At 61.0% G+C, this 25,584-nt stretch carries 26 protein-coding genes; 13 read left to right on the top strand and 13 right to left on the bottom strand.

What is annotated here, in order from left to right:
• Positions 1-437 precede the first annotated feature (437 nt).
• Positions 438-929, top strand: coding sequence for a YciE/YciF ferroxidase family protein (locus E4K09_RS05470; RefSeq protein WP_134495743.1), 492 nt, complete (start codon positions 438-440; stop codon positions 927-929).
• Positions 930-1,037: 108 nt separating this feature from the next.
• Here the strand turns inward: E4K09_RS05470 and E4K09_RS05465 are convergent, their stop codons facing one another.
• Together E4K09_RS05465 and E4K09_RS05460 are read right to left on the bottom strand one after the other, a co-directional pair.
• Positions 1,038-1,865, bottom strand: a complete 828-nt coding sequence (locus tag E4K09_RS05465) for a Crp/Fnr family transcriptional regulator (protein ID WP_134495742.1) — start codon at positions 1,863-1,865, stop codon at positions 1,038-1,040.
• Positions 1,866-2,088: 223 nt separating this feature from the next.
• Entirely contained in the window at positions 2,089-4,143 is a 2,055-nt protein-coding gene (locus tag E4K09_RS05460) for a response regulator (RefSeq protein WP_134495741.1), read from the bottom strand.
• 229 nt (positions 4,144-4,372) lie between these two features.
• Here E4K09_RS05460 and E4K09_RS05455 point away from each other — a divergent pair, with 229 nt between their 5' ends.
• From E4K09_RS05455 to E4K09_RS29615, 4 genes are all read left to right on the top strand, one after another.
• Positions 4,373-4,564 carry a type II toxin-antitoxin system ParD family antitoxin gene (locus tag E4K09_RS05455; RefSeq protein WP_134495740.1) on the top strand — a complete coding sequence of 64 codons (192 nt, stop codon included), beginning with the start codon at positions 4,373-4,375 and terminating at the stop codon, positions 4,562-4,564.
• Positions 4,565-4,649: 85 nt separating this feature from the next.
• Positions 4,650-4,760: a hypothetical protein gene (locus E4K09_RS30985; protein WP_425293815.1), complete on the top strand. Its 111-nt coding sequence runs from the start codon at positions 4,650-4,652 to the stop codon at positions 4,758-4,760.
• Positions 4,717-6,249: a PAS domain-containing protein gene (locus E4K09_RS29620; RefSeq protein ID WP_425293814.1), complete on the top strand. Its 1,533-nt coding sequence runs from the start codon at positions 4,717-4,719 to the stop codon at positions 6,247-6,249. The genes E4K09_RS30985 and E4K09_RS29620 overlap by 44 nt, the downstream gene beginning before the upstream one ends.
• Positions 6,246-6,797 carry a sensor histidine kinase gene (locus tag E4K09_RS29615; protein ID WP_134495738.1) on the top strand — a complete coding sequence of 184 codons (552 nt, stop codon included), beginning with the start codon at positions 6,246-6,248 and terminating at the stop codon, positions 6,795-6,797. Before E4K09_RS29620 ends, E4K09_RS29615 begins: the two co-directional genes overlap by 4 nt.
• Positions 6,798-6,848: 51 nt before the next feature.
• Here E4K09_RS29615 and E4K09_RS05440 read toward each other — a convergent pair whose 3' ends face one another.
• On the bottom strand, positions 6,849-7,280 hold the full coding sequence (locus E4K09_RS05440) for a cupin domain-containing protein (RefSeq protein ID WP_134495737.1): 432 nt from the start codon (positions 7,278-7,280) through the stop codon (positions 6,849-6,851).
• A 123-nt stretch (positions 7,281-7,403) separates the two neighbouring features.
• Between E4K09_RS05440 and E4K09_RS05435 the strand changes: the two genes are divergently transcribed.
• Positions 7,404-7,826, top strand: coding sequence for a MarR family winged helix-turn-helix transcriptional regulator (locus E4K09_RS05435; protein WP_342211337.1), 423 nt, complete (start codon positions 7,404-7,406; stop codon positions 7,824-7,826).
• A gap of 899 nt (positions 7,827-8,725) precedes the next feature.
• Here E4K09_RS05435 and E4K09_RS05430 read toward each other — a convergent pair.
• The 3 genes from E4K09_RS05430 to E4K09_RS05420 form a co-directional block, all read right to left on the bottom strand.
• A complete protein-coding gene (locus tag E4K09_RS05430; protein WP_134495735.1) occupies positions 8,726-9,793 on the bottom strand; it encodes a spore photoproduct lyase family protein in 1,068 nt (355 codons plus the stop codon).
• A gap of 131 nt (positions 9,794-9,924) precedes the next feature.
• A complete protein-coding gene (gene uvsE / locus E4K09_RS05425; RefSeq protein ID WP_134495734.1) occupies positions 9,925-10,971 on the bottom strand; it encodes a UV DNA damage repair endonuclease UvsE in 1,047 nt (348 codons plus the stop codon).
• A complete protein-coding gene (locus tag E4K09_RS05420) occupies positions 10,968-12,026 on the bottom strand; it encodes a DHH family phosphoesterase (RefSeq protein WP_244610368.1) in 1,059 nt (352 codons plus the stop codon). Before E4K09_RS05420 ends, uvsE begins: the two co-directional genes overlap by 4 nt.
• 216 nt (positions 12,027-12,242) lie before the next feature.
• Here E4K09_RS05420 and E4K09_RS05415 point away from each other — a divergent pair, with 216 nt between their 5' ends.
• On the top strand, positions 12,243-12,779 hold the full coding sequence (locus tag E4K09_RS05415; protein ID WP_134495733.1) for a DUF2231 domain-containing protein: 537 nt from the start codon (positions 12,243-12,245) through the stop codon (positions 12,777-12,779).
• 48 nt (positions 12,780-12,827) lie between these two features.
• On the top strand, positions 12,828-13,484 hold the full coding sequence (locus E4K09_RS05410) for a deoxynucleoside kinase (RefSeq protein ID WP_134495732.1): 657 nt from the start codon (positions 12,828-12,830) through the stop codon (positions 13,482-13,484).
• A gap of 22 nt (positions 13,485-13,506) precedes the next feature.
• Here the strand turns inward: E4K09_RS05410 and E4K09_RS05405 are convergent, their stop codons facing one another.
• Positions 13,507-14,517, bottom strand: coding sequence for an SDR family oxidoreductase (locus tag E4K09_RS05405; RefSeq protein ID WP_134495731.1), 1,011 nt, complete (start codon positions 14,515-14,517; stop codon positions 13,507-13,509).
• Positions 14,518-14,761: 244 nt separating this feature from the next.
• Between E4K09_RS05405 and E4K09_RS05400 the strand changes: the two genes are divergently transcribed.
• Both E4K09_RS05400 and E4K09_RS05395 read left to right on the top strand, forming a co-directional pair.
• Positions 14,762-15,877: a spore photoproduct lyase family protein gene (locus E4K09_RS05400; RefSeq protein WP_425293817.1), complete on the top strand. Its 1,116-nt coding sequence runs from the start codon at positions 14,762-14,764 to the stop codon at positions 15,875-15,877.
• A gap of 78 nt (positions 15,878-15,955) precedes the next feature.
• Complete coding sequence (locus tag E4K09_RS05395; protein ID WP_134495730.1) at positions 15,956-16,465, top strand: ferritin-like domain-containing protein; 510 nt, start codon at positions 15,956-15,958, stop codon at positions 16,463-16,465.
• Positions 16,466-16,553: 88 nt separating this feature from the next.
• On the opposite strand, the gene E4K09_RS05390 is transcribed toward E4K09_RS05395, so the two are convergent.
• From E4K09_RS05390 to E4K09_RS05380, 3 genes are read right to left on the bottom strand one after another with little or no spacing between them, the layout of a single operon-like run.
• Positions 16,554-17,558, bottom strand: a complete 1,005-nt coding sequence (locus E4K09_RS05390) for a cytochrome d ubiquinol oxidase subunit II (protein WP_134495729.1) — start codon at positions 17,556-17,558, stop codon at positions 16,554-16,556.
• A gap of 12 nt (positions 17,559-17,570) precedes the next feature.
• A complete protein-coding gene (locus E4K09_RS05385; protein WP_134495728.1) occupies positions 17,571-18,944 on the bottom strand; it encodes a cytochrome ubiquinol oxidase subunit I in 1,374 nt (457 codons plus the stop codon).
• Positions 18,945-18,949: 5 nt separating this feature from the next.
• Positions 18,950-19,531 (bottom strand): GbsR/MarR family transcriptional regulator, encoded by a 582-nt coding sequence (locus E4K09_RS05380; protein ID WP_134495727.1) that lies wholly within the window; start codon positions 19,529-19,531, stop codon positions 18,950-18,952.
• A 327-nt stretch (positions 19,532-19,858) separates the two neighbouring features.
• Between E4K09_RS05380 and E4K09_RS05375 the strand changes: the two genes are divergently transcribed.
• A complete protein-coding gene (locus E4K09_RS05375) occupies positions 19,859-20,176 on the top strand; it encodes a DUF892 family protein (RefSeq protein WP_342211336.1) in 318 nt (105 codons plus the stop codon).
• Between the two features lie 80 nt (positions 20,177-20,256).
• Here E4K09_RS05375 and E4K09_RS05370 read toward each other — a convergent pair whose 3' ends face one another.
• Positions 20,257-21,381, bottom strand: a complete 1,125-nt coding sequence (locus tag E4K09_RS05370; protein ID WP_134495725.1) for a site-2 protease family protein — start codon at positions 21,379-21,381, stop codon at positions 20,257-20,259.
• A 459-nt stretch (positions 21,382-21,840) separates the two neighbouring features.
• Here E4K09_RS05370 and E4K09_RS05365 point away from each other — a divergent pair, with 459 nt between their 5' ends.
• Complete coding sequence (locus E4K09_RS05365) at positions 21,841-22,488, top strand: DUF4142 domain-containing protein (RefSeq protein ID WP_134495724.1); 648 nt, start codon at positions 21,841-21,843, stop codon at positions 22,486-22,488.
• 453 nt (positions 22,489-22,941) lie between these two features.
• Here E4K09_RS05365 and E4K09_RS05360 read toward each other — a convergent pair whose 3' ends face one another.
• Both E4K09_RS05360 and E4K09_RS05355 read right to left on the bottom strand, forming a co-directional pair.
• Positions 22,942-24,225, bottom strand: a complete 1,284-nt coding sequence (locus E4K09_RS05360; RefSeq protein ID WP_134495723.1) for an SDR family oxidoreductase — start codon at positions 24,223-24,225, stop codon at positions 22,942-22,944.
• An 87-nt stretch (positions 24,226-24,312) separates the two neighbouring features.
• Positions 24,313-24,753 carry a DUF3429 domain-containing protein gene (locus tag E4K09_RS05355; protein ID WP_204985687.1) on the bottom strand — a complete coding sequence of 147 codons (441 nt, stop codon included), beginning with the start codon at positions 24,751-24,753 and terminating at the stop codon, positions 24,313-24,315.
• Between the two features lie 359 nt (positions 24,754-25,112).
• Here E4K09_RS05355 and E4K09_RS05350 point away from each other — a divergent pair, with 359 nt between their 5' ends.
• Positions 25,113-25,454 (top strand): cupin domain-containing protein, encoded by a 342-nt coding sequence (locus E4K09_RS05350; protein ID WP_134495722.1) that lies wholly within the window; start codon positions 25,113-25,115, stop codon positions 25,452-25,454.
• Positions 25,455-25,584 lie beyond the last annotated feature (130 nt).

Here is a 25,584-nt window from a genome sequence, read left to right as displayed (position 1 = left end):
GATGAACGTCCGCTTCTGCTTTGAACTCGGCCTTTTATGTGAGCGGCCAGGCTGGACAGAACTTCACTCTAGCTGGCAGGGTAGTATGCCAAGGCTCCCTAGTTTTGGTCAGATGCCGGCGGTCCTGGGCGAACAAGCTGGGCGAAGAAATGAGGCGCCCAGGCTCGCTCGGAACGAACCGGAGTACCCGGTATCCTGAAGCTTGGATCGCGTCTGCAAGCGTCGGCTCGGAGGTCTCGTCCAAGCGACAGAACGGTTTGGCGGAAACAGCCCCGAATACCTCCGACTTCGACCGATTTCCCGGCTTTCATCTACTCGAAATCTAGCTTCCCCCCGAGCGGAGTCGTCGGCGCAAGCTCCGAACGAAGATTTCCTGGAACGCTACGGTGCTCAGGGAGGTTACCCGGGTCGTGGCTCAACCCAGCAGGAGAACAGGAATGTCCGAGAAGGATCTGAAAGCTCTCTTTTTGCACCAGCTCAAGGACACCTACTTTGCCGAGAACGCCATTCTCAAAGCGCTACCGCAGCTGGCAGAGGCCGCTCAGGCTGAAGAGCTCAAGGGCGCTTTCGCTGTCCACCTGAAGGAAACCGAAGGGCAGGTGAAACGCTTGGAGCAGGTTTTTCAGATGCTGGGCGAGAAGCCTACGGCGGTCGAATGCAGGGCCATTCAGGGCATCATTGAGGAAGGGCAGGAGATCCTTCAGGAGTTCAGGGACGGCGAGGCCCTGGATGCTGGGCTGATCGCAGCAGCCCAAGCGGTGGAGCATTACGAGATTACCCGCTACGGCACCCTGTTGGCCTGGGCCAAGCAGCTTGGCCTCACAGAGGCCGAAGGTCTCATCCAGGAAACCCTGGTTGAAGAAGAGAACACCGACCAGATCCTCTCTGAGTTGGCTGAGGACGCCATCAACCCTGCCGCTGCCACTTAAGGCTCGGAGTAATGAGAGCCGGCTCACATCCAAGAATGAAAATAGTTGCTCCGGTTGCACGATACCTGCTGCCTCACTCCCTGACAGGGGAGCAACTCTGGCGCGACCTCACCTTCGAGGTTTGGCCATAGCAGACGCCGGTAGCACCGGCTGGGTGGATGGGGTCAGCTCATTGTGATCAGGGGGAGCATAGGTTCCGGGCAGCAGCTTCTCAAAGTGATAGCGGATCCTGCTATAGCACTCGCAGGCTGCCTGCTCGAGGCCAAGTCGGTCTGTCACCACGATGCCACCTCGCTGCTGGGTAATCAGACCGGTCGCCTGAAGAGTACGCAGGATGGCGCTGACCGTGGAACGCTGCACACCTAGCATCTCGGCCAGAAACTCATGAGTGAGGGGTAGGGCATCATGATCCACCCGGTCATGCGTGCTGAGAAGCCATCGGCAGCACCGGGCCTCGACGGAATGAATGGCGTTGCAGGCCACCGTCTGGAACGCCTGCGCGAGCAGGGCGTCGCTGTATCCGAACACCTGCCGACGAAGAGTGGAGCGCGATCTGATCGCCTCGTGCAGGTGTCTGAGCTCGACCCGCGAGCCAGAGCCGGGAATTTGTACCACGTAGCGCCCGAAAGCTTCGTCATTGATCAGATGGCCCAGATACCCGCAGAAGCCCTCACGGCCAAACAGCGCCACCTCAACCAGACGGCCATCCTCCATCGCTCCAACCAGGGAGATGATGGCATCGTGTGGGAAATAGGCGTGCCGGATGGTGTCACCGGTATCGTAGAGCACCCGGCCTCGCGGCAGATCCACAACCTCAAGGTACGGCTCCAGGATCGCAAAGTCGCCTGGTTCCAGCGCGGCAATGAAACGGTTGGCACGATGATCCCGCGGCAAGCTCTTGGCCGCTGGGAGAATACGTCGCCCGTCCGGAAGCATGATCCCTCTCACGAGCAAGAACAAACGACTAACTGAGCCTTAATAACGCGCCAACGGCAGTTTTGTTTAGCCGATGAATTCTGTGACATGTCAGGACGGCGGTGAGGAGGAGCCTGCCATGTGCAAGTAACTCTTGCGCGCCCTCGTTCTTGGCTACTTCACGCTTCGGAGGTTAGACAACCAGAGATAAGTCCCACAGACTCAGGCTGATTTTATCCTGCTTTTACATCTTGCCTGTCGTTGGCAAGTGCCCCAAAGCCCGCTGCAATGCGGCCGTCAGCTCACGCGAGGCAAACGGCTTAAGCAGAAGCTCGCTCTCGACGACTTCGCCACCTTCCAGTCTTTCGCTGTATCCAGTCATGAGGATAACGATCAGATCGGGCGAAGCAGCCTTGGCAAGCCTTGCCAGGCTAATCCCATCCATCTCGCCGGGCATCACAATATCCGACAGCAACACGTCAAAGGACGCTTTGCGCAGAATTGACATCGCCTCCGTCGCAGAGTGTGCTTGCTTTACTATGCAGCCTTGCTCCTCAAGAGCATTGGTAGCCAAGGCCGAAATATCGGGATTGTCATCGACAACGAGGACGTTCAATCCCGCAGGCAGGGAGGGCAACTCGTCGTTCTCGGCAATCACAGCCTGCATTGGCTCGCATGAACGTGGGAATAGCAGTGATACCGCAGTGCCTGTTCCGGGAGTCGTATCAAGCTTCAGCTTGCCTCCTGATTGATGAACAAAGCCATACACCTGTGCCAGCCCCAGCCCCGTTCCCTTGCCCATCTCCTTAGTCGTGAAAAAGGGCTCGAACACCCGGGCGGCGATGTCCTGGCTCATGCCCGTGCCGGTATCGCTCACCGTGAGGCAAACCTCGTCCGTGGCAGGATGATTTTGGCTCTGGATGCGCAGCACGCCGCCGTTTGGCATGGCGTCACGGGCATTCACGGCAAGGTTGATGAGAGCGACATGGAACTGATCCGCATCGATCTTCACGGGCCACAGCTGTGGGCTGAGGTCCAATTCCACAGCGATGTCGTCGCGAAGGGAGTGGGTCAGCATCCCTCCGATCTCGACAACCAAGCGGTTGAGGTCTGTAACGGCAGGCGAAAGCGTTTGACGGCGGCTGAAGGCGAGAAGCTGGTGCGTGAGGGCCTTGGCGCGTTCGCCGGCAAAAACAGCATTATCAATGTAGCGCGCACGCCGGTCCTCCCTGGCCTGGCGCAGCATGTCGAGGCTGCCCATAATGATGGTGAGCAGATTGTTGAAGTCGTGGGCGATGCCACCGGTCAGGCGGCCCAGGGCCTCCAGGCGCTGCGTATGGTGGAGGCGTGCTGTGGCCGCTGCCTCGCGTCGCACAACCCAGACCGCCGCCACCATGGCAAGTGTCAGCACCAAGGCCAAGCCAAGTAAGGAGGCAATGATGGGCAATCTCACGGCCGCCAAGCGGCGATCCAGGTAAGCCTGATCGAAGGCCACCATCGTGAGAAACGGGTAGCGCTCCGACGTGGTGAAATAGCCGACGCGTGCGACATTATCGATGGCGCTGAGGTCGTCGAAGCGGCCGTTCCGCTCCGCAACGATCTTTTGGAACCGGGGCAATGCGGAAAGGTCCTGCGCATAGCTCGCCTCTGCCGCGCTGCGGACGCGCACGATGCCGTCAAGGCCCGCCAGCGCGACCATGCCTTGTCCGCCGATGTTGAGGCCGCCATAGAACGAGGTGAAGTCTCTCAGGTCATAGGAGGCCACCAGGATGGCCTGGAGATTGCCCTCGCCATCGCGAACCGCTCGCGTGAATTGGATCGTCCAGAGATTCGAGATGCGTCCCAAAACTGGGGGGCTGATATAGAGGCCGTCCACCCGGTTCTCGCGATGGACACGGATATGCATCCGGTCGGAGACATCAACGCGCTCGGGCTCAGGGGTGAGATTGTTCACCAGCGCTCGTCCGTCAGGGCTGACAACGGTCAGCTGCACAATTGCACTCGGCAGGTTAAGGCTGCGAAGCCGCTCGAAAAGCTCGCTTGGGGTCGACTGCGGGGAAAACCCTGTTGCGAAGTTCTTCAGGAACCCGTCAACTGAGTCCGATGTACGCTCAAAGTTTGCGAGCAACAGGCGGGAAACCCGCTCCGCATTGGCTGCCGCCTCGTCGGCCATCTGGCGCTTTGTCTGGCGCAAGGTGCCAAACCCGATTAGGCCAATGCCGATACAAAGTACCGCCCAAGCAACGACGAGCCACAAAAGTGCCCGTTTCCCGCTCAGGATCTCCGCAATGTTGCGCACGTTGAAACGCCCCAGATGAAATGAATTCAGCCATATCCGTAAAACTTCAAGAGGAATAGCAGGCTCTCTAACTCATGTGCTCACGTTAGGAACTAGAAGTAGGCAAACACCTTCTAAACAAGCGCCGATGCTTGATCTCGCAGGGCTCGGGTTTCTGGCCAATTTGCCTGTGGAACTAAGTCGTGTGTCAAAGGTTGTTACGGGTCCCATCCCCGCTTGATGATACTTTATGACCATCCGCAAAACCCGCAACGTTTCGCTCACTCCTGAGCTGGAGTTCCTTATTGACAGCAAGGTCGCCTCGGGCCGTTATCGTAGCGCCAGCGAGGTCGTGAGAGCCGCCCTGCGGCTGCTGGACGAGCGCGAGCGTCAGGTTGAGCAGCCGCTCAGGCGTGGTGCCGTAGAGCGCGCACCATGCTGATAAACTTCCCGGCCAAACAGCTGCCGACCATGCATGACTTGCTTCAAGGTGGTGGACACATGGGCGCCCGCATGCGGGCGCACGATTGGTCCACATCGCCGCTGGGGGAGCCAGCACATTGGCCCCAGTCCCTGCGGAACTATGTCGAGCTGATGCTCAATGCCAAGCAGGCGATGTTTGTCGCCTGGGGGCCTGAGCTCGCTTTCCTCTACAACGACGAGTATGCGCCGATCTTCGGTGTCAGGCATCCTGGCGCTCTTGGCCGTCCCTTTGCTGAGGTGTGGGCCGATATCTGGGGGCAGATCGGCCCCATCGTCGAGCAGACACTCTCCGGACAGGCGAGCTGGTTCGAGGATCTCCTCATTCCCATGGAGCGGCACGGCCGCAGGGAAGATGCCTGGTTCAGCTTCTCCTACACGCCCATCCGCGATGAAAGCGGCCAAGTCGCGGGGATGTTCTGCGCCGCTGTTGAGACGACGGGCAAGGTTCTTGCTGAACGCCGAGCCATGGCTGAGCGTGAGCGCCTGCAGCAACTGTTCCAGCAAGCGCCAAGCTTCATGGCGATAGTCCGAGGGCCCGATCACGTCTTCGAGCTTGTGAATTCATCCTATCAGCAACTGATCGGTCACCGCGAGGTGCTCGGAATGCAAGCGCGGGAGGCGCTGCCGGAGCTCGTGGAGCAAGGCTTTATCGAGTTGCTGGATGAGGTCTACCGGACTGGAAAAGCCTTTATCGCGAACGCAATCCCGATCTCCCTTCAGCAGGTGCCGAGTGGAGCGGCCGAGCAGCGGTTTCTCAACTTCGTTTATCAGCCTATCACCGATGCTTCCGGCCATGTTACCGGTATCTTTGGTGAGGGCTACGATGTCACCGAGCAGGTCCAAGCTGAACAGGCGCTGCGGGAAAGCGAGGAGTTCAACCGGCGTATCCTGGAGAGCTCCAGCGACTGCATCAAGGTGCTCGACACCAACGGCCGGCTCCAATTCATGAGCGCGGGCGGCATGGAGGTCATGGAGGTAGACGACTTCGGGGCCATTCAGGGTTGTGACTGGCGCAGCTTCTGGTACGGTCCTGAGCATCCCAAGGCGCGTGAGGCTGTCGAGACCGCTCTTGCCGGCGGTATGGCCCGCTTCCAGGGGCCGACGCCGACCTTCAAGGGCACTCTCAAATGGTGGGATGTGGCTGTCACGCCGATCACCGGGCCTGATGGCAAGGTCGAGAAGATCCTCTCGATCTCGCGCGACATCAGTGACCTCAAGAAGATCGAGGAGGCCCTTCGCAAGAGTGAGGCGCGGCACCGGGCAATCATCGAGGCGACGCCGGAATGCGTGAAGCTGGTCGCAGCTGACGGCAAGGTCCTGGAGATGAACCCGGCTGGCCTTGCCATGCTGGAGATTGCTGATCCTGCCATGCTGAAAGGCGCCAGCGTGCTGGATGTCATTGCTCCCGAGTTCCGGCAGGAATGGAGAGCCAACCACGCGCGTGTTTGCAATGGTGAGAGCCTGAGTTGGGAGTTTGACATCATCGGCCTGAAGGGCACGCGTCGGCACATGGAGACACATGCAGTCCCGCTAACGATGCCGGACGGCTCCACCGCACATCTAGGTGTAACCCGCGACATCAGTGCACGTAAGCGAGCCGAGGAGCACCAAAAGCTGCTGATCAACGAGCTGAACCACGGGTGAAGAACACGTTGGCCAGTGTGCAGTCAATTACCGTGCAGACCCTGCGCACTGCCGTGACGGCGGGCAGCGCAAAAGAAGCTCTCGAAGGCCGGCTGCTGGCTCTTTCCCGTGCGCATGACGTGCTGACGCGGGAGAACTGGGAGGGAGCGGGGCTTCGCGAGATCATCGGCCAGGCGGCTGAGCCCTACAGCAGTTCGGGCAAGGACCGGCTGCATGTGAAAGGGCCTAAGGTGCGGCTCTCACCTCGCATGGCTCTGGCGCTGGCGATGGCATTGCAGGAGCTGGCGACTAACGCGGTGAAATACGGTGCGCTGTCAAATCTGACGGGTCAGGTCCAGATCGCATGGAAGGTCGAGCAAAAAGACGGGCAGCCCTGTCTACATCTTGAGTGGGCGGAGAAAGGTGGGCCACCTGTTCAGGTGCCCAAGCAACGTGGCTTTGGCACACGCCTGATTGAGCGCAGCTTGGCGCATGACCTCGGGGGCACGGCCCAGATCAGCTTCAAGCCGGATGGCCTCCGCTGTACTGTCCATGCGCCCTTGGCATAAGGCGACCGAGCTAAGGCACCAAGGGCAACACAGTCATCGGTGGGAACGTGCTCAGGCAGGGATGAGGCCATGCCGAAGCATGATCTCCTTGACCTGCGCCAAGTCGGGCTTGCCTGGAACGTTCACCGCCGCAGCAATCTCCTCAAAGTAGCGCCGCCCGATTGAGCCCGGTGTCAGGACCACCAGTGCCCGTGCGGCCTGCTCATGCAGGTTCTCGTGGTGGTGCACGCTCCCGCGCGGGATGAAGATGACCTCACCGGGGCGCAATTCGCGCCTGTCTCCGTCCAAGGTCATCGTGAGGGTTCCTTCCAACCCATACACGGCCTCGTCCACGTCGCGGTGGAAGTGCGGCGCTGGCACCCGAGCTTGTGGCGGAACGGTGAATTCAAACATGACGAGGTCACCTGAGCCTTGCGTTTCGTCGATCAGGAACCGCAGATCCAGGTCGCCAATCCGGACAGTCTTGCTGCTGCTGCCTTCCATAAAGCGCTCCTCTGATGTAAAGTGACTTTATGTCTGCCAACATAAAGCGGCTTTATAATGAGTGCAAGTGCGTTTGAACACACGAAGGGACCCGGGGCGGGCGAGCACAATGGCCCTCCGTTCGTGGGAGCCTTGCTGCGCCAGTGCTGGCGGCGCGTGCGCGACCGGATCCAAGACGCTGTTCGAGCTGCTGGTTTTGACGATCTGCAGGAGGCGCATCTTGCCGTATTCACTTACCCCCTGCCTGACGGGGTCAGGCCGGCGGACCTGGCAAGGCGCATGGGGATGACACCGCAGGCCACCAACTACCTGATCGCTCAAGTCGAAGCACTCGGATACCTCGAAAGACGCGCCGCAAAGGGCAGTGATCGGCGCCTGGTCTACCTGACGGAGCGCGGCTGGCAGGTGGGTGAGACGATCTTTGGCTGCCTACGTGAACTACAGGCAGAATGGGCTGACGGCGTCGGGCAGCAGAGGTTCGCCGAGTTCATGGACGTCTTGCGACACCTGGCAGCGGAGGAACGGGCGCCGGGCTTTCCCAAATAGGTCATGCGGCAGGTGATCTGTGCTTTGAGATGCGTCGTCCGCACCGCTCAACGGCATGTAGGCCGGCGCCCCCGCTCAGATTGAGTGTTCGAGCAGAACGTCAGCATTTGACAGTTACTGTTGAAAACCTGCCTTCAGCGCCCAGACACCTGCGGATTAAATTGGGTCACTGGCGTAGCCACAACATCAGGTACGTTGATGCTATCAAACTGGCGCTTCTCGGAAGTAGCGCTTGGGCCCACACGTCCTGCCTAAGACACCCGTGACCGACAACTTTGCCTTTGTTGCCCCCATGCTTCCATGATCGCCCTCATCAAGGGTACGCCCATAGTTCATCGGCCGCGTGGGCATCCCCACTCCAGCGTAGCTCTGCCGGCGGCTTGGGTGGAAAGACCCTGACGCTTTCTTGAGTTCACCAGGTTTGTGGGCTGCAGTCCTTCCCGACTTCTCGCCGACAAGCCGCAAGGTCGGACAGATCATCTCCGCCATCTCGGCAGTCGCGTCGATCAGGGCCTCTCCGTCCGTGGTACCGTACCCATACTCCGAGGGCATGGCTCCGGGGAAATCCGAAGCATTATTGTCCAGGAACAGCGCAACTTCCCAGAATGCAACGCCGGTTTGGTCAAGCGAGGTGAGAGGAAACGCGGTATACCGCCCCTTGGGGAGAGCGTCGGCGTAGCGCCGGGCTGCGTCAGGGAGATCACCGGGAAGACCTGGGATGGGCATGAGGGCTCATTGGGCTGGTTGCACGTGTCCTCAGGGTAAGCTAGTGCCCACCCCAACAAGGGAGTTAGTGCGCCGGTCTCCGCCGGAAAGATACACTTGGTCCCAAAGCCGCTTCTGTGGGCTTTGCCTCGATCCAGCGGCTTTCGCTTCATGCACCTAGGTCACAGTTGCCTTCAGAATGCGTAACGAACTCCACAGTAGGGGAGCTTGTCCGCCAACAAATCCTGAAAGCGCGTAAGCCATTGCTGCTTCCAGGCTACCTTGTAGCGCAGGTTCAGCATGCCGCCCTCTGAGCGCTTGACCTGCTGCAGGTCAGGACGCCACAGGTACTCCTCGGCCTTCGGGTGCCAGCGCAGGTTCACCTCGTGCAACTGCTCATTATGCGTGAGGAAGATGATCTCCGCCCGCAGCTGCTCCTTCGCTTCCTGTGAGAGCACGTCATTAATCTGCTCGAACAGCGGCTGATAATCCTGCTCCCAACCTTCGTAGACGATCACGGGCGAGAAGTTCAGGTGAACCTCATAGCCTGCGCGCACAAAATCATTCACCGCTGCAATGCGCTCGGCGATAGGGGAGGTGCGCACATCAACGACCTTGGCGATCCTCTCGGGCATCAGCGAGAAGCGAATGCGGCTCTTGCCCTGCGGATCGTACGACAGCAGATCCCGGTTCACGTACTTGGTCGCGAACGAGCACTTGGCATTGGGCAGGCGCCGGAACAGGCCGACCAGATCTCGGACATTGTCGCAAATCGATGCATCGACCGAGAGATCGCCATTCTCGCCAATGTCATAGACCCAGTGCTGTGGATCGATCTGGTCGGGCGCGGGAAGGATGCCCTGCCGTGCCGTATGTCGCTCAGTGGCCGCGCATGCTTCCTCGATGTTGACGAAGATCGAGATCGGGTTGGCATAGCCCTTGCGGCGCGGAACATAGCAATAGGCACAAGCCATGGCACAGCCGTTCGATGTCGAAGGGGCAATGAAATGGGCGCTGCGGCCGTTCGGACGCATGGTAAGTCCCTTCTTGACGCCGAGCACTAGGCTGCTGCGCTTGATCCTGAGCCAATCCTCGGCATTGCCCTCGTTTCCGTGAAGGGACGGAATCGTCCAGTGCGAGTCGACGTAGAGGCGCTCGGCATCCGGGTACTTGGCGAGGATTTCCTGGCCACGAGTGTAGGTTTTCACGGCCGGCTCAAGGTAGATCCGCTCAATGTCGATCAACTGCTTCGGCAGGGCCATACAAGATTCCACCAGTCCGCTCCCCCGATGCCTAGGCACAGGTCCGATACGGAGTCATTTAAGAGGATTCGCTGATCTATATGGTCATTCGCAGGCGGGATTTCAGCCTGTCAGGCCGCTAGATGTGCGGTCTAAGCACCTCCATTGGGCTCGGTCTCCAGCAAGGCTGCTTCCTCCTGCTCCAGGAGTGCTGCTTCCGCTGTGTTAAGACCAAAACGCGCCGCTACATCAGGAGCGTAGCGCAACAGATCCGGACGCAGCCGGATGAGCGCCAGATCCTTCACCTTGGCCTCAAGCATCACGTCGAACTCAAGACCATCCACCGCCCTCATGAAAGTGATGAACTCGAACGGATTGCAGAAGTCCGCATGTCCCGTCCACACGGGCGCGACGTTCACCATCGTGCTCTTGCGGGTCTTGCGGTCCGTGCGCTTGACCTGACGGAGTTCTGTACGGGGTGACGAGAAGTGGATCTTAGGTTGCTCACCCGCTGGCCAGCTCCTGAGAATGGCCTCGACCGTCGGCCGCAACTCCAGCCCTTCCGGGTTCAGGCACCAGAAGTGCTGATGGTCGAAGACCAGCCTCACACCCGTGTGCTCGTGGATCCAGAGGATGTCGGCCGCGCTGAAGCGGATATCGTCATGCTCCAGCACAAGCCGCCGGCGAACCGGTTCGGGAAGGGTCTTCCAGGTCTCCACCCAGCGTGCGGCACTGGCCTGCCGGTCGCCGTACATCCCACCGACGTGGATTACCAGCACCGCTTCCGGGCCGAGCTCCATCAGGTCCAGCATCTCGGCTTGGGACAGGAGGTCCCAGGTGCTCTTTTCCACCAGCTTCGGGTCAGGGCTGTTGAGCACCACAAACTGCGAGGGATGGAAGGAGAGGCGGACGTCTAGACGCTTGGCTTTCGCTCCGAACGCCTGCAGCTCGGCAGCGCTGTCCCGCACCATGCTGTGGAACTGCGGCATGTCCGGGTGGGTGGCGTAGGGCGCGATATCCGACGACATCCGGTACATCCGGATCTGGTGCCGGTCCAGGTAATCGAGGATCGCGTCGAGGTATTCGAGCGAGACCTTCAGATGCGGATTGCTGCCGGAGCGCCGGGCATCGTTGCTCTTGAGGTCAGGCTGCCCCATGATTTTGACCGGAAAGCCGAGGCGGGCAGGCCGGGTGCTCATGGCTGCACCATCACGTCGGGGCCGAAGCCGAGCTTTGCAGCAAACATGTTCCAGGCCTCAGGGCGCAGCGCGCCGCCTGTGGCCTGCCTATGACCGTTGCCGTAGTTCTCGTCAGCCCCTGGAGGAGCATGGTTGAGCAAGAAGGCAATCAGATCGAGGTCGAGAGCCGTGCGGGCGGCAAAGTGGATCCAACCCGGCCGATAGCCCGTGTTGACGGCAAGGACGATGTTGTTCCTGAGGCGACCGCGCCAGGCTTGCGCCACCAGCGGATGGATCTGGCATGGCGAGTGGAACCAGATCAGCGCCACATTGCCCTTCACCTTCGGAGGCACGCGCTTGGCGGCCTCAAGCTCCCGCTTGACCTCCTCACGGGCGGCTTGGAGAAGGGCAGTCTCCGGGTGCTCGCCGGAGAGAATCTCCTTAGGACCACCAGCCTTCATAAGGAGTTCTAATGCAGGCTTTGCATCTCCGCTGGCGCTGCGTCGCGGCGCATTGAGCAGGGTGGTTGCCTCCCGCAGGGCGGTGATCCCGTAGCGCTTGCGCGCGTCCTCCATTTCCCCGAAGCCCGCTTTCTCGGCCATGTCGCCGATGATGCCAAGCGCAGCGATCCAGAGCAGATCGTCAATCTCGGCCAATGCAGCGACGCACCAGTAGGCCAGCAAGCTGGACGTGGGCACCGGGTCCATGTGGAAGCCCGAGATCACGGTTGCCGATCCAGGGATGCCAGTGGGGACGTGGTGGTCGATCACCACGGTTTCGGCTCCCGCCAGGATCCCGCCCTTGCGCACTCCCAGATCGGCGACGATCAAGCCGCCGACTGGAGCGTTAGACAGTTCGGTGCGCATTGTATCGGACCAAGGGTTCTCCCCCCGTCCCAAGATCCGGACCCGAACGGGATGAGCCTGCTGACCGAGCGCCCGCGCCAGCAGGGCACTAGCCGACAGACCATCCGCATCATTGTGCCCGAGGATCAGCACGGGAGCATCAGCCCTAAACCTGCCCACAGCCGTGCGGAAGGTTTGCTGAACAGCTGGAATCAGGTTTTCGGCACTCACGGCATCTCACCCGCAAAGGGACACCCACTCCAACGAGCAGTGTGGGCCGGAGTTCGTTCCCGTTGGAATAGCCGTTGCCTCGGCCTTAAACTCAAGCGGCGGGTCTTCCGGTATTCGCGCCGTGCGCTCCTGGTGAGCCTCCATCGTGTCCTGGGGTGCTCCGGAACATCCACCTCAGGCGTGGATTGGTAATGCGGCGAGTTCTGGAGACCTCCCATGGGCACCTATCACCGGCACGGCGTCGAGAGCACAGCCGCCGTCTTTCGTCACCCGATCCATCCGATGCTGATCCCTTTCCCGATTGCATCCCTGATCGGCGCTCTGGTGACCGACATAGCGTTCCGAGCCACCAACAACGTGTTTTGGGCTGATGTGTCGTTCTGGCTGCTTCTGGCCGGCGTTGTCACGGGTGCAGTCGCGGCCATTCCGGGCATGATCGACTTCTCCACCATCGACCGGGTGCGCAGCCTCACAAGCGCTTGGGTCCATGCCGGAGGCAATGTCGTTGCCCTGACCCTTGCCATCATCAACCTAAGCCTGCGCTGGAACGATCCAGTGGCAGGGGTACAGGGCTGGGGCTTGGTTCTGTCGTTTGTCACGGTTGCCTTGCTGGGGGTGACGGGCTGGCTGGGCGGTGAGCTATCCTACCGGCATCGGATCGGCGCCATCAACGACGAGAGCGGGGCCGCCGGCGATCACAGTGTAGAGGTTGCACGTGCTGAGAATCGGTGGGTTGCGAACAAAACCCGCTGACCATTCCCAAGCTTCTACGTACCTTTGGTCCGCGGCTGAGGTTGCTCCATGACGCGATTAGAAATCGTTGGCGGCATCGGTGCCGGCAAGACAACACTTGCCCGTGTTCTGGCTAAGGCTTGGAGCTCGCAGGTGGTGCACGAGGACGTGCTCAACGTGCCCTTTTTCAGCAAGTTCTACGCGGCTCCTCAGGTCTATGGATTTGAGAAGAACATTAGCTTCCTTCTCTCGCATGCCGATCTCATCCGGGATGCCGCAGGCAAGAGCGAGGACTTGATCGTCTGTGACTTCGCCCTCTTCCAGGATCTATCCTACACGGACATCGGCTGCTCGCCGGCTGATGCAGATGCTATAGAGGCTGTCTATCATCGTCTTATCGACCGTGTGGGTCATCCTTCGCTTGTGGTTCATCTGCGATGCACCCCTGATACTCAGATACAGCGGATCGCACTCCGCGGCAGGAGCCAGGAAACAGGCATTGAACGTGCCTATCTCGCTGACCTGTGCGCAGCCATCGACCGCCGGCTGGAACAGGTGCGATCAGAGGCTCCCGGCCTGAAAGTGGTTGAGGTTGACACAGATAAGGTCGACTTCGCCACAAATCCTGCGGCAGCCCATATATTAGCAGGAGATTTCATCGCTTCCCTGGGAACTGCGGCCCCGATGCTTCCTGAGCGCGCAGGCGCAGCGGGAAGGCTGGCCTGAGCATTTCCTGCTGATTGCCGTGTTACCGGCGTGCTCTGCTTACCGCAGCAAGCCCAATCGCCAAGCCGCCGAGGATCGCTGCTGTCGCGGCCGGATACATTTGAGCTTGCAGATAGGGGCTGTTCTTGAGAACAACCGGGTACCCCAGGCTGCTGCGCTCGGCTCCATCCTCGCGGGGGCTATAAAGATTGTCCCGGCGTGCAGGAATCTCCGGGTTTCTAGTCTCTTGGACCCAGTACCCGACAGCCTCCATCAGCCGGTCGGTCAAGCGCGGGAACAGCCTGCCCATTAGCGGAGCCATCTTGCCGCCAAAGCCGACGGTCAACTCGCGCCGCGGGGTCTGACAAGCAAAGAGGATCGCCTTTGCAACGAGGGTAGGGGAATAGATAGGCGGCGGAACCTGGACGCCGGTCTCGAGGTAGTTGCGGGCATGCTCGGGAAAGGGCGTGTCGATGGAGCTCGGCTTAATGTGGGTGATGGAGACAGGCGCGCCTTCCCGCTCAAGCTCCATCCGGAGCCCTGTCGTGAAGGCCCGGACCGCGTGCTTGGTCGCGCAGTAGGGGCCCTGAAGAACAACGGTGCGCTCGCCCAGCACGCTGCCGATGTTGATAATGGCTCCACCCCGTCGGCGGAGATGCTTGGCCGCTTCGAGGGAGCCGTATACCACGCCCCAGTAGTTGACCTCGAAGACCCGGCGATGATCCTCAAGCGTGACTTTGTCCAGCTCGCCGGCTGTTCCTACGGAAGCATTGTTCACCCAGCTGTCAAAGCCGCCGAAGCGCTCAATGGCCGCTCGAACGGTGCGCTCATGGTCCTCCCTATAGCTGACGTCAGCGGCAACATAGTCAACGCGGGCACCGTCCGCCTGCAGTTCCTCTGCAATCCGGCGCAAAGCCTCCTCGTTGCGGGCGACAAGCAGCACACCGGCTCCCGCTTTTGCAGCCATCCGCGCCGTTACCAGGCCGATGCCGCTGGATGCGCCAGTGATCACGATCACCTGTTGGTGGAGGGGCTTCAAGTCGGGATTGCTCATCGCCTGCGTGCCGAGATCACATGGAAGATGAGCACCAACGCATAGCTAAACCTTCGGTTCAGCATGTGACACATCGGCGTTGTCTTCCCTCTTTGCTTACAATCGGCTGCTCCAAGACACACATAAGAAGTCAGCAAGGCGGGCGGCTCCAAGTCGCCTTTAGCCTGTCTTGCGAATGCCACATCTATCCCAAAGCACCCGAGTCCGCTGACCAGCGGACTTCCGTCAGAGGCATGTTGTCGTGCTGACCGAACCCGTGAGAGCTGCCGCACCCAGTCCTAAACCACGAACCGGTCAGACGTCATCGAGGCTCTGGCGGCCGAAGCGTGTGCTCGTGACTCCGGCTGCGCTGGAGTGGGAACATGGGCGGGCCATTCTGGAGCGGGCCGCCGCTCTTGGGTCCGAGATTGTTGAGCTCAAGAGCAATCGCCTGACGGGCCTTTCCGGCGAGAATAGCCGGCAGGCCTATGTGAACGCCAAAGCGACCCTTGCTGTTGTGGTTGCGCCTCCCAGCAAGCGTCGCCTGCAACCGATCCCACCCAGTGCGGACTGGCGCGTGGACCTTGCGGAGGGTTGCCCAGCTCACTGCCAGTACTGCTATCTCGCAGGCTCCCTTGCTGGTCCGCCGGTCACGCGGGTCTATGCCAATCTGCCAGAAATCCTCGACAGCCTGACAGACTTTATAGGCAGAGGCGGCGTGACATCCCGCTCAACCGACAGGGCGCATGAAGGAACGACCTTTGAGGCGTCATGCTACACGGATCCCCTGGGCATCGAGCACCTGACAGGCTCCCTGGCGTCGACAATTGCGCATTTTGGCTCCTGGCAGTCTCCGGCGCAGCTGCGCTTTACGACCAAGTACGATGCGGTCCAGCCCCTGCTCACTCTCTCGCATCAACGACACACCCGGATCCGCTTCTCAGTCAATGCCCAGCCGGTGGCGCGTTTCGAGGGTGGCACGGCGCCTGTTGCAGCCCGGCTTCGGGCTATGCGCCAGGTGGCTCTTGCAGGGTACCGGGTGGGACTGACGATTGCTCCCATCATGCCGGTGGAAGGCTGGCGGGACGCTTACAGCGCTCTTCTGCAGGAGGCTGCGCAGCAGATCGCCGACGTTCCGGATCTTGACCTAACGGTGGAGCTGATCACGCATCGCTTCACGCCGGGGTCAAAGAGCGTGCTGACCGGGTGGTATCCCGGCTCCGACCTGGACATGGACGAAGCCAAGCGAGCGCGTAAGACGACTAAGTTCAATACGGTCAAGTACGTGTACACGCCCGATGTCATGAGGGACATGCGCGCCTTCTTTGAAGAAGCAATTAGCAGCCACCTCCCTGCGGCCCAGGTTCTGTACTGGACCTGACCCGAGGTCGACCGAGGCGGCTGGAACCTGGCGAAGGACTGTCTGTTACCGTTGAAGAACTCTTGGAGGAGCACGTTCATGGCCACAGACGCCCGCTCGATCTATGTCACAGCACTGCGCAACACCCATGCGATGGAGCAGCAGGGTCTGCAGCAGATGGAAGCCCAGATTTCGCGTCTGGAGCGGTATCCCGAGTATGTTGCTCTCCTTCAGCGGCACATTGAAACCACACGCCAGCAGCTGGCTCGCCTCGAACAGGCTCTTCAATCTGCAGGCGAGAGCATCTCCAGCATCAAGGAGACCGTCACCACAGTAGCTGGAACCATCGGCGCTACGGTTCATGGCCTGTTTCAGGATGAGACGCTCAAGAACCTCTATGCGGGCTACGCTTATCAGTATGAGCAGATTGGAGCCTACCGTTCTCTGATCACCATCGCAGAAACTGCCGGCGAGACGGCGCATGTTTCCGCATTCCAGCAGTCGGTGCAGGAGGAGGAGCAGGCGGCCCAGGATGTTGCTGGCCTCATCGAACCTGTCACCCGCCGCTACGTGGAGTTGACCACCAGCGGGGATAAGGCCGACCGCTAAGCACACTGCTCTCCTTCAACCTCAAATGTCAGTCATGTCGCCGCCTTTCTAGGCGGCGACATGCAATCTTCTTTCCAGCTGGCGAGCCTCAGTAGTAGCGCAGATCCGTCGCCTTGCCCCAGAAGATGCGATAAGCGAAGGCCGAGTAGGCGGCGATAATCGGCAGGACCACCAAGGCACCCACGAAGATGATCATCAGCGACTCCGGCGCGGCGGCAGCCTGCCAGACTGTCAGCTTGTCCGGCACAATGTACGGGAAGAAGCTGTAGGCAAGGCCGTGGAATCCAAGCATAAAGATACCAACGGCCCCCGCGAAAGGCAGCCAGCAGAAGCGGTCCGTACGCGTGGGCAGATGCCGCAGCACGATGCTGAGCCCCACAAAGAGGCCTGCAGTCACAAGGGGAATAGGTGCAAGGAGAACGAAGTTCGGCAGGCTCAGCCACTTGTCCCAGATGCGTTCCGATACAAGCGGTGTGACGACAGAGACCGCCACCATGCCGATCCCCGACAGAAGAAGGGTGCCGCGAGCCCAAGCCACGGCCCGGCGCTGCAGCTCGCCTTCGGTCTTCATGATGAGCCATGTCGCTCCGATGAAGCTATACCCCGCAACCAGGCAGAGAGCTGTCAGCAGGGCGAAGGACACATTGGCGGCGGTGCGCTCGAAGCCGACGATGTAGAGGCCCAGCATGTAGCCCTGCATGAGGGCAGCCAATGTGGAGCCCCCTATAAAGGCACGGTCCCACCAGACCTTGTGCCCCGCAACCGACTTGGCCCTGAACTCGAAGGCGACCCCGCGCAAGATGAGCCCGAGCAGCAGGCCGGCGACCGGGAGGTAAAGTTCTCCCAGAATCGCGCCATGAGCCTGCGGAAAGGCGACAAGGAGCAGGCCGACGGCGAGCACGAGCCATGTCTCGTTGGCGTCCCAGAAGGGGCCAATGGAGGCGATCATCCGGTCGCGGTGCTCCCCCTCGGCGGCGCCGCTGAGGATACCGACGCCGAGGTCATAGCCGTCGAGCACCACGTAGAGAAGGACAGCAAAACCCATCAGGCCCGCAAAGGCCACGGGCAGCCAGGTGGCAGGAGTAAGATCCATGATCATGGTCCTTTACAGGGCGGCTGCCACGGCCTCGCCTGCAGCCGTTGCACCTCCCGCGCGGACGGGCTCGGCAGGGCTGTGGTCGGCCGGCGCGGCAGACTTGCGCGCGAGGTAGAAGATCGTCGCGATATAGGCAGCCAAGAGGCCTGCATAGACGAGCAGGTAGCCGATGAGCGTCGAGGCGATCATGGGGGCTGCAACGCCGGAGGCGGCCTGCTTAGCGGTGAGGATGCCTGTCACGAGCCAGGGTTGCCGGCCGATCTCGGTGACATACCAGCCGGACAGGGTAGCAATCCAGCCGGCGAAGGTCATCGCGACCAGCACACGGGCCACATGACGGTGCACCTCGCCGCTGCGGCGCAACTGCCAGGCAGCAAGCCACGACACGGCGAGCATGAGCAGGCCGATGCCGACCATGGTCCGGAAGGCGAAGAACACGGGCGCAACCGGCGGGCGGTGCTCGAAGCTGTTGAGGCCCTTTACCTCGCCCTGCCAATCATGCGTCAGGTAGAACGAGGCGATGTTCGGGATCGCGATCTCGAACCGGTTGGACTTCGTTGCCTCGTCCGGCAGGCCGAAGACCACCATGGGTGCGCCCTTGCGGGTCTCCCAGATGCCCTCCATGGCGGCGATCTTGGCAGGTTGGTGTTCCAAGGTGTTGAGGCCGTGCATGTCGCCGACGAAGATCTGAACCGGGATCAGGGCCGCTGCCAGGAAAACACCTGTGCGCAGGCCCGCCATGACGCCCGGCGAGCGGTCGCGGCGCAGCCAGCGGAACGCGGAGACGCCGGCCACGAGAAAGGCCACCGTCAGACCAGAAGCCAGCAGCATGTGCGTCAGGCGGTAAGGCATGGACGGGTTGAAGACGATCGCCCACCAATCGGTCGCATGAGCCACCCCATCGCGCATCTCGAAACCTGCGGGCGTCTGCATCCAGGAGTTCAGGGCCAGGATCCAAAACGCCGAGATGGTGGTGCCGACAGCCACCAGAACCGTCGCGAGCGTGTGGACCCGGTTCGAAACACGGTTCCAGCCGAACAGCATGATGCCTAGGAAACCCGCCTCCAGAAAGAAGGCCGTCAGAATCTCGTAGGCCAGCAACGGGCCGGCGATGTTGCCGACCGTGTTCATGAAACCCGGCCAGTTTGTGCCGAATTGGAAGGACATGGTGATACCGGACACCACGCCGAGCGCAAAGCTCAGGGCGAAGATCTTCACCCAGAACTTATAAGCGTCCATCCAGGCGGCCTCGCCCGTGCGGTTGAAGCGCAGCTTGAAGAACAGCAGCACCCAGCCGAGCGCGATGGTGATGGTCGGGAAGAGGATATGGAAGGAGATATTCGCGGCGAACTGGATGCGCGCGAGAAGGAGAGGGTCGTCCATGATATCTACTTGTCCTTGCCGCTGCTGCGGCGGTTCTTGGAGCCCGAGGTCAGAAAGACGCGGTCCTTGATGTCCAGAATCTTCTGGACCTTCGTGCCAAGCTTCAGGAGCTGCACCAGACGCACGGTCTCAAGGCGCTGCATGTCGGCGTACCAGTCGGTCAGAAGCTCGAAGAGGTCGTGCATCTCCCGCATCCGGGCCTGCGCGTGGCGCTCCTCGGTGCTGGCGGGTTCCTGCATCAGGACCTCGCGAAGGAGGGTGAGCGTGGGGTCGATCTCGCGCTTCTTGCGCTCCTCCACCAAGGTGCGAACGATCTGCCAAATGTCGTCAGGGGTAGAGAAGTAGTCGCGGCGGTCTCCTGGCATGTGCTGTAGGCGCACCAAGTTCCAGGATTGGAGCTCTTTCAGTCCCATGCTCACGTTGGAGCGCGAGACGCCAAGCCGCTCGACGATGTCCTCGGCGTTCAGGGGCTCGCTGGACAGGAAAAGCAGAGCATAGATCTGCCCGACGGTGCGGTTGATGCCCCACCGCGATCCCATCTCGCCAAAGTGCAGTACGAAGGTTTGGATCAGAGGCGGGAGATTCACGGCGGCGTCCTGAAGTTTCAGAATTTACTGAAATATCGGGATTCAGCACGTTGTCAACAAGGGACAGGATGCCGCGCACGTGCGGATTTTTGCCTCGCCGGGGTACTGTCTACAAACATCTTCCTGGGAGAGGCCACGAGACAGCCCAAACCACCAAGCAACTGACACCAGAGCGCAGGGAACACCTGTTTGAGCCCTTGGTGACAGCGCACGCGAGCGTTCGGCTGATAGTCAGCAGAGGCTGTCATCATGCTAGTGGACAATCTTGAGACCCTCTACACCGCCTGTATTGTAAAGCTCAGGAACGCCGAGCCGCAGGTCTAGCGGCTGGAGCAGATTATCCAGCGCTCTGGCGGCGTGACTATGCAGGTCGGAGACGAGATCATGCCGATGATCCTTCGCGAGAATCAGAAGATGCAGTCGATGATCGACAACGATGAACGCTCGGACGTGTCGCTGATTGCCAGTGCTCAGATTGGCGAGCATTACGAGATCGCCGCCTATGGCCCCGCGGCAGCGCATGCCAAACTGCTCGGACGTCAAGAGGATCTCCAACTCCTTCTGCAAACGCTGGAGGAGATGCGCACGTACGAGCTATTGACCCAAATCGCTGAACGCTCAGTCGATCAACAAGCTCCGGCATAAACTCCTTCGATCCTCACGTACGGCGGTGAGCCTGTCGCTGTACGTGCCGGTCTGCTCATCTCACACAGACAACCACGACATCACGTTCTTTCAACGGGGGAGATCCGTTGCCATGGCATGCGAACGGAGCGTCTGGGACTAGCCGCCAGGATCATCATCATCTCGGCGATGTTTTCGGGCGTGACCAGCCCCACAAGGCGAGCCTCGCCGTTGGCGACCCCTATGGCAGGCAAACGGTCGTTCTGCATGAGGCGTAAGGCATCCTCAAGCGGCAGGCGGTGGTGAAGGACCGGGATGTCGGCGCGCATGACCTCCATCACGGGCGTGTCCGGCCCCCGTTCCCGCAGGGCCCGGATCATGTCGTCACGCGTGAGCACGCCGCGCATACCTCCCGCACCGTCAACAACCGGGAACTCATGCTGGGTGGTCTTGATCAGACACTGCACCGCATCCTCGACGCGGCTGCTGGGTGTCAGGGTCTCAAATCGGGTTATCATGGCATCAGACACCAGCAAGCCCCGTGACACCTGACGCATCTGGACCGCATGGGCTTCCGAGGCCGCCCCCAGATAGACGAACACCGCAATGAAGATCAGAAGCGGGTTGCCCAAGAGGCCGAGCAGGCCAAGGCCGAACGCCACCACCTGCCCGACGGTGGCTGCAATCTGTGTGCCCCGGCTGTACCCGAGGCGGTAGGCCAAAACGGCACGGAGCACGCGCCCGCCATCCATCGGAAAGGCAGGAATGAGGTTGAAGACAGCCAGGAAGATGTTCACCGAGGCGAGGCGGGCCAGCAGGCCGACCCCTGAATTCTGCACCTCCATGCTTTCCCACGGCAAGACACCCCCGAGCAGCAGGAACAAGACAGCAGCAATCGCGAGATTGACAGCCGGGCCAGCCAAGGCGACGATCAACTCCTGAGAGGGCTCCTCGGGGATGCGCTCAAGCCGGGCCACGCCACCAATCGGCAGGAGCGTGATGTCCGGCGTTTGTACGCCATAGCGCCTGGCCGCCAGAACATGGCCGAACTCGTGCAGCAGGACGCATAGAAAGAGCAGAAGAATGAAGATGACGCCCTGGAGCGCTGCGTCGCGGCCACCCTGCGCGTAGTGCGTCACGCCAATCCAGACAAGGAAGAGGAGAAAGGTGAAGTGCACGCGGATAACTGTGCCCTTCACGGAGCCGATAGGAATGGACCAGCCCATAATCTCTCCTTCCAAGGTGTTCCTGATGTGGGAACGTGTGATGTCAGGGACAGGTTCTCAAGCGTTGTGGCGACCCGCTCCCCACCAGACCGGCTTCATCCTGCTCGATTGAAATCACCGGTCGAGCATTGGCTCGGTTGAGGCGAGCCACCGTTTCGGTCAGTTGCTCACGCGGAGTCGGCTTTCCCATCCAGGGCATTCCCAGCGGTTCTTCGGGCAGGGCAGGTGTGAACGGAAGGCGCGTGTCGAACCCGATGCGGAGACTGTATCCGGCAGGCTCATCTTTGGAGGGAACGGCTTCCCCCAGAATCCCTGGGCAACCGCTACCGACATGTCTGCGGTGCTCCGTCCCAACTAAATTTGCCGTCACGCTGAAACAACGCTGGTCTCCTTCAAGTTCGTCTGGGTGGGCGGTTTGGCAGCTTGAGCGAGCCGCTCCCCAACAAGCAGGAGCTCCCCATGGATCGTCGCCTCGTTTTGGTCAGCCTGACAGCGGCAGTCGCTGCTCCGGCCTTAGCGCAACAGAGTAACCAGAATGCCGGAACCTCACCCGACACCACAGCCCGCAGCGGACTGCTCGGACCAGACGAGATGCAGCACATCCAGCAGACGCTTCAGCTCGGCATGGTGGCCCTGGAAACGTCGCGCATTGCTCTTCAGAAAGCTCGCAACGAGAACCTGAAGCAGTTCGCCCAATTCGAAACTGACGAACAAACAACGCTTGCTCAGGTCCTGCACACAATGATGGACCCGACAGCGCCAGCAGCCACTGGTGCTACTACCCGAAGCCAGCCAGCCCAGACAGGCTCCTCCGCCTCCTCGACGCCATCGACAGCAGCAAGCTCTGCGGCTCGGGCGCCGGACTCAGTGCTCGATACCAAGGGCCGGGAGACGATCCAGAAGTTGCAGCAGGCGTCGGAAGCTGAGTTCGATAAAACCTACTTGGCGGGGCAGATCGAGGGTCACCGCGACTTACTGCAGGTTCAGGAGCGGTATCTGTCGACAAACCCTCAGAACATTAATCACGTAAATGTGGTGAAGCTCGCACGCGGACAGATCAAGGAGCATATTGCGCTTCTTACGAACATTCAGAACATCGTTCGCTGACGAGCCAACGCAGATACCCCATTTGGGCTGCCTGGTCAGACTGCGTCTGGCTGCCGGTGCCGGGCGAGTATGGCCCTGTCGGCCCGACACCGGGCGCGGAGCTTTCGTAAGCCGATTGTCTGCATCATGTGAAAAGTTGGACGTTCCCAAAGGGCACGGCTTTCCTGGATTGGATCAGCGGACGGTAGCTGTGACGCTTACATTGAACGGGAAGCGCACCGACGAACTCCTAACCCAAGCCGCGGAGCGCTCCGTCAATTAGCAAGCGCCCGCGGAAAGCTCCGCGATCCCGCATCAGCTGGCGGGCTCGCCTTACACCTCTCGCCTGCACAACCGCTTTCCTATTGAGGCCTCCCACCGAAGGGCGAGGATTAACTTGCCGCGACCAGCTTAAAGCTAGGAAGCGAGTCTCAGCAATCCTTTCGTTACGGCTCTGAGTTGCGACCCAGCCGGTCACCGTCTCCGAGACGTGGGCCTGTGTTGGGGTGAAGAGGAGGTTGAGCCCTTGGTGCGGAGCATCTGCATTGCAATGAGGCCTGCGCCCGCGAGTGCAGCGAGGGCGATACCCGGTACAGCGCTCTTGGCATTGAGCCGCGCTTGCAGGGACTGGCTGGCCGCGAGCGCTCCCTGAGCCAGGGATGGCTGGTCGCCGCCATCCTCCCGCCCCTGGTGCCCGGGATCACGGCTCTCCTGGAATGGGGTTGAAGCAAGGGTGGAAGCCACTGGGCGGAGCATCCGCAACGCAGCGAAGCCTGCACTCGCAAAGGTGGAGAGGACCATACCAGGGACCGCACTTACGGGATTGAGCTGCGCCTCCAGGAACAGGCTGGTCTTGCGCGACCCGCCCGGCAGGGAGGACCGCTCGACCCCGTCCTGCCGGGGCTCGTACAGATTATCTCGCCTTTCCGGGCGCCCGGGATCGTTGCTTTCTTGGAGAATGCGTCCACCGGCTTCCATGACATAGTCGGTCAGACGAGGCGCCACCGCTCCCATCACGGACAGAGCCCAGCCGCCAAAGCCGATGACGATGTCGCGCCGGTCGTTCTCGCAGGCGAAGACGATGGCCCGCGCAACCAGCTCGGGATCATAGGACGGCGGTGGGTTCTTCGTGCCGGGCGTATCCAGATAGCTACGCGCATGCTCCATGTAGGGGGTATCAATGGCTGACGGTTTGATGAGCGTGACCAGAACCGGTGCGCCCGCTTCCTCCAACTCCATCCTGAGCGCATCGGTGAGCCCCTTCACGGCGTGCTTCGAAGTAGAGTATGGACCTTGCAGGATATCGGCGCGGTCGCTCAGCACGCTTCCCATGTTGATGATCTTGCCGCCGCGATCGCGCAGGTGCTTGGTGGCCACGAGGCAGCCATGCAGGACGCCGAAGTAGTTGGTGTCGAAGAGCCGCCGATGGTCTTCGAGCGGGATCTGCTCGACCGTGCCGAAGATCGCCACGCCGGCATTGTTGATCCAGGTGTCGAAGCCGCCGAACTCCTGGATGGCCCTCTCGGCGACCCGCTCCACGTCCTCAAAGCGCCCGACATCCGCCGCCACCGCGATGGCTCTGGCGCCTTTTACCTCACAGTCTCGCGCGAGATCCTGCAAAGCGGCCTCGTTGCGCGAGACAAGGACGAGCTTGGCTCCGCGATCAGCCAAGGCGCAAGCGGTCGCGAGACCGATACCGCTCGATGCCCCGGTGAGAACCACCACTTGCTCTGCGACTGGCTTGAGACGCACTGCCACGGGGCCTCCTGAGCCGGGATCCCATCCCGGGTTCTGGTCAAGGAGATAATGAGTGTGGAAGTTCCGCCGGATCCGCCGGGCAGAAGCTCAGGCGATCACGGCAACCCCGAGCAAAACCACCACAGCCAGCGTGAGCTGAACCCGCAGGGAAGCGTACCATCGTGGCGCAAGCCCTTGACGGACGGTGGACAGGTCATAGGCCAGCAGCGCCAGGAAGCCGACGACGAGCCCAATGAGACCGGACGTGTTTGGGATGAGCAGGCACAGGAACGCGAGCAGTGCGGGGAGAACCGAGATCGCATAGCGGAAGAACGGCACAGGACCGCCCTCCCGCGGCAGCATCACGCCCCATTGCACTCCGCCCATTAACGACAGGATGCAGGCGCCATAGGCACACAGGGCCATCCTCGGATCCAAGGACCAGGGATGGATGCCGAGAACAGACGCTGCCGTCAATAGAGCAAACGGAATGACCCCGGCCCGTCCCAGGAGCAGAGCGGGTCGCGGGATCGCGTCCGTCGTCATCATGGTGGCTCCTCCGTGGTCGCGTGGAAATGTGGCGGCGGGTCCCTCGCGTCAATCGCGCCTGTTGTGCTGCGCTTATCAGAGCACGCTCAAGCTGAAACCCCTCCTGTGGTGGCACGTTGCTTCTCATTCCGGCTGATGCGGAGGCTGCACCGATGATGTGTCCGTACTGCAAACATGACGTGGAGAGTCCCTGCACCGATATGCCGGAGGTCCAGCAGCGCGCAGCCAGCCATGTTGAGCGCTGCGAGAGGGCGTTCGACAGCCAGATGGATGCAAGCCAGGGCCAATCTGGCGGCAGCATCTAGGGATTGGATCGAATCAGGCACTGAGGCGCCGCGCACCTTGCGCAGGAGGGTGAGATGACGGACACGACCGTGACAAAGGTAAGCAGCGCCCATTCACCCACAGGCGACCAAGGCGAGGTTTATCTGGCCTCAGGCAAGAGGCTGTCGATGCGCATGTGGCGCGATGAACCACCAAGCCAGAACAAGCCCGCTCACCGGCAGGACTATGAAGTTGTCGGCTATGTAATCGCGGGACGGGCTGAACTGGAGATCGAGGGCCAGACCGTGCGGCTGGAGCCAGGTGACTCCTGGGTGGTGCCGGCGGGCTCGCAGCATACCTATCGCATCCTGGAGACCTTCACGGCCATCGAGGCAACCGCTCCTCCAGCCCAGGTGCATGGACGTGAGCAGACATGAACTCTTGGCTACGCTGGACGGTTAAGCATTGAGCGATATCGGAAAAGCAAGCTCCTAGCACGACGTTGCAGTAAAGTTTCGGGCCGCTCTCCCAGCCCACGTCGACTCTCGTGAGGGCTGGGATATCTTC

Source organism: Microvirga pakistanensis (assembly GCF_004458765.1).
GTDB classification, from domain to species: Bacteria; Pseudomonadota; Alphaproteobacteria; order Rhizobiales; family Beijerinckiaceae; genus Microvirga; species Microvirga pakistanensis.
The sequence above is the reverse complement of the archived record's forward strand: the minus strand, read 5'-3'. Positions and strand labels throughout refer to the sequence as shown.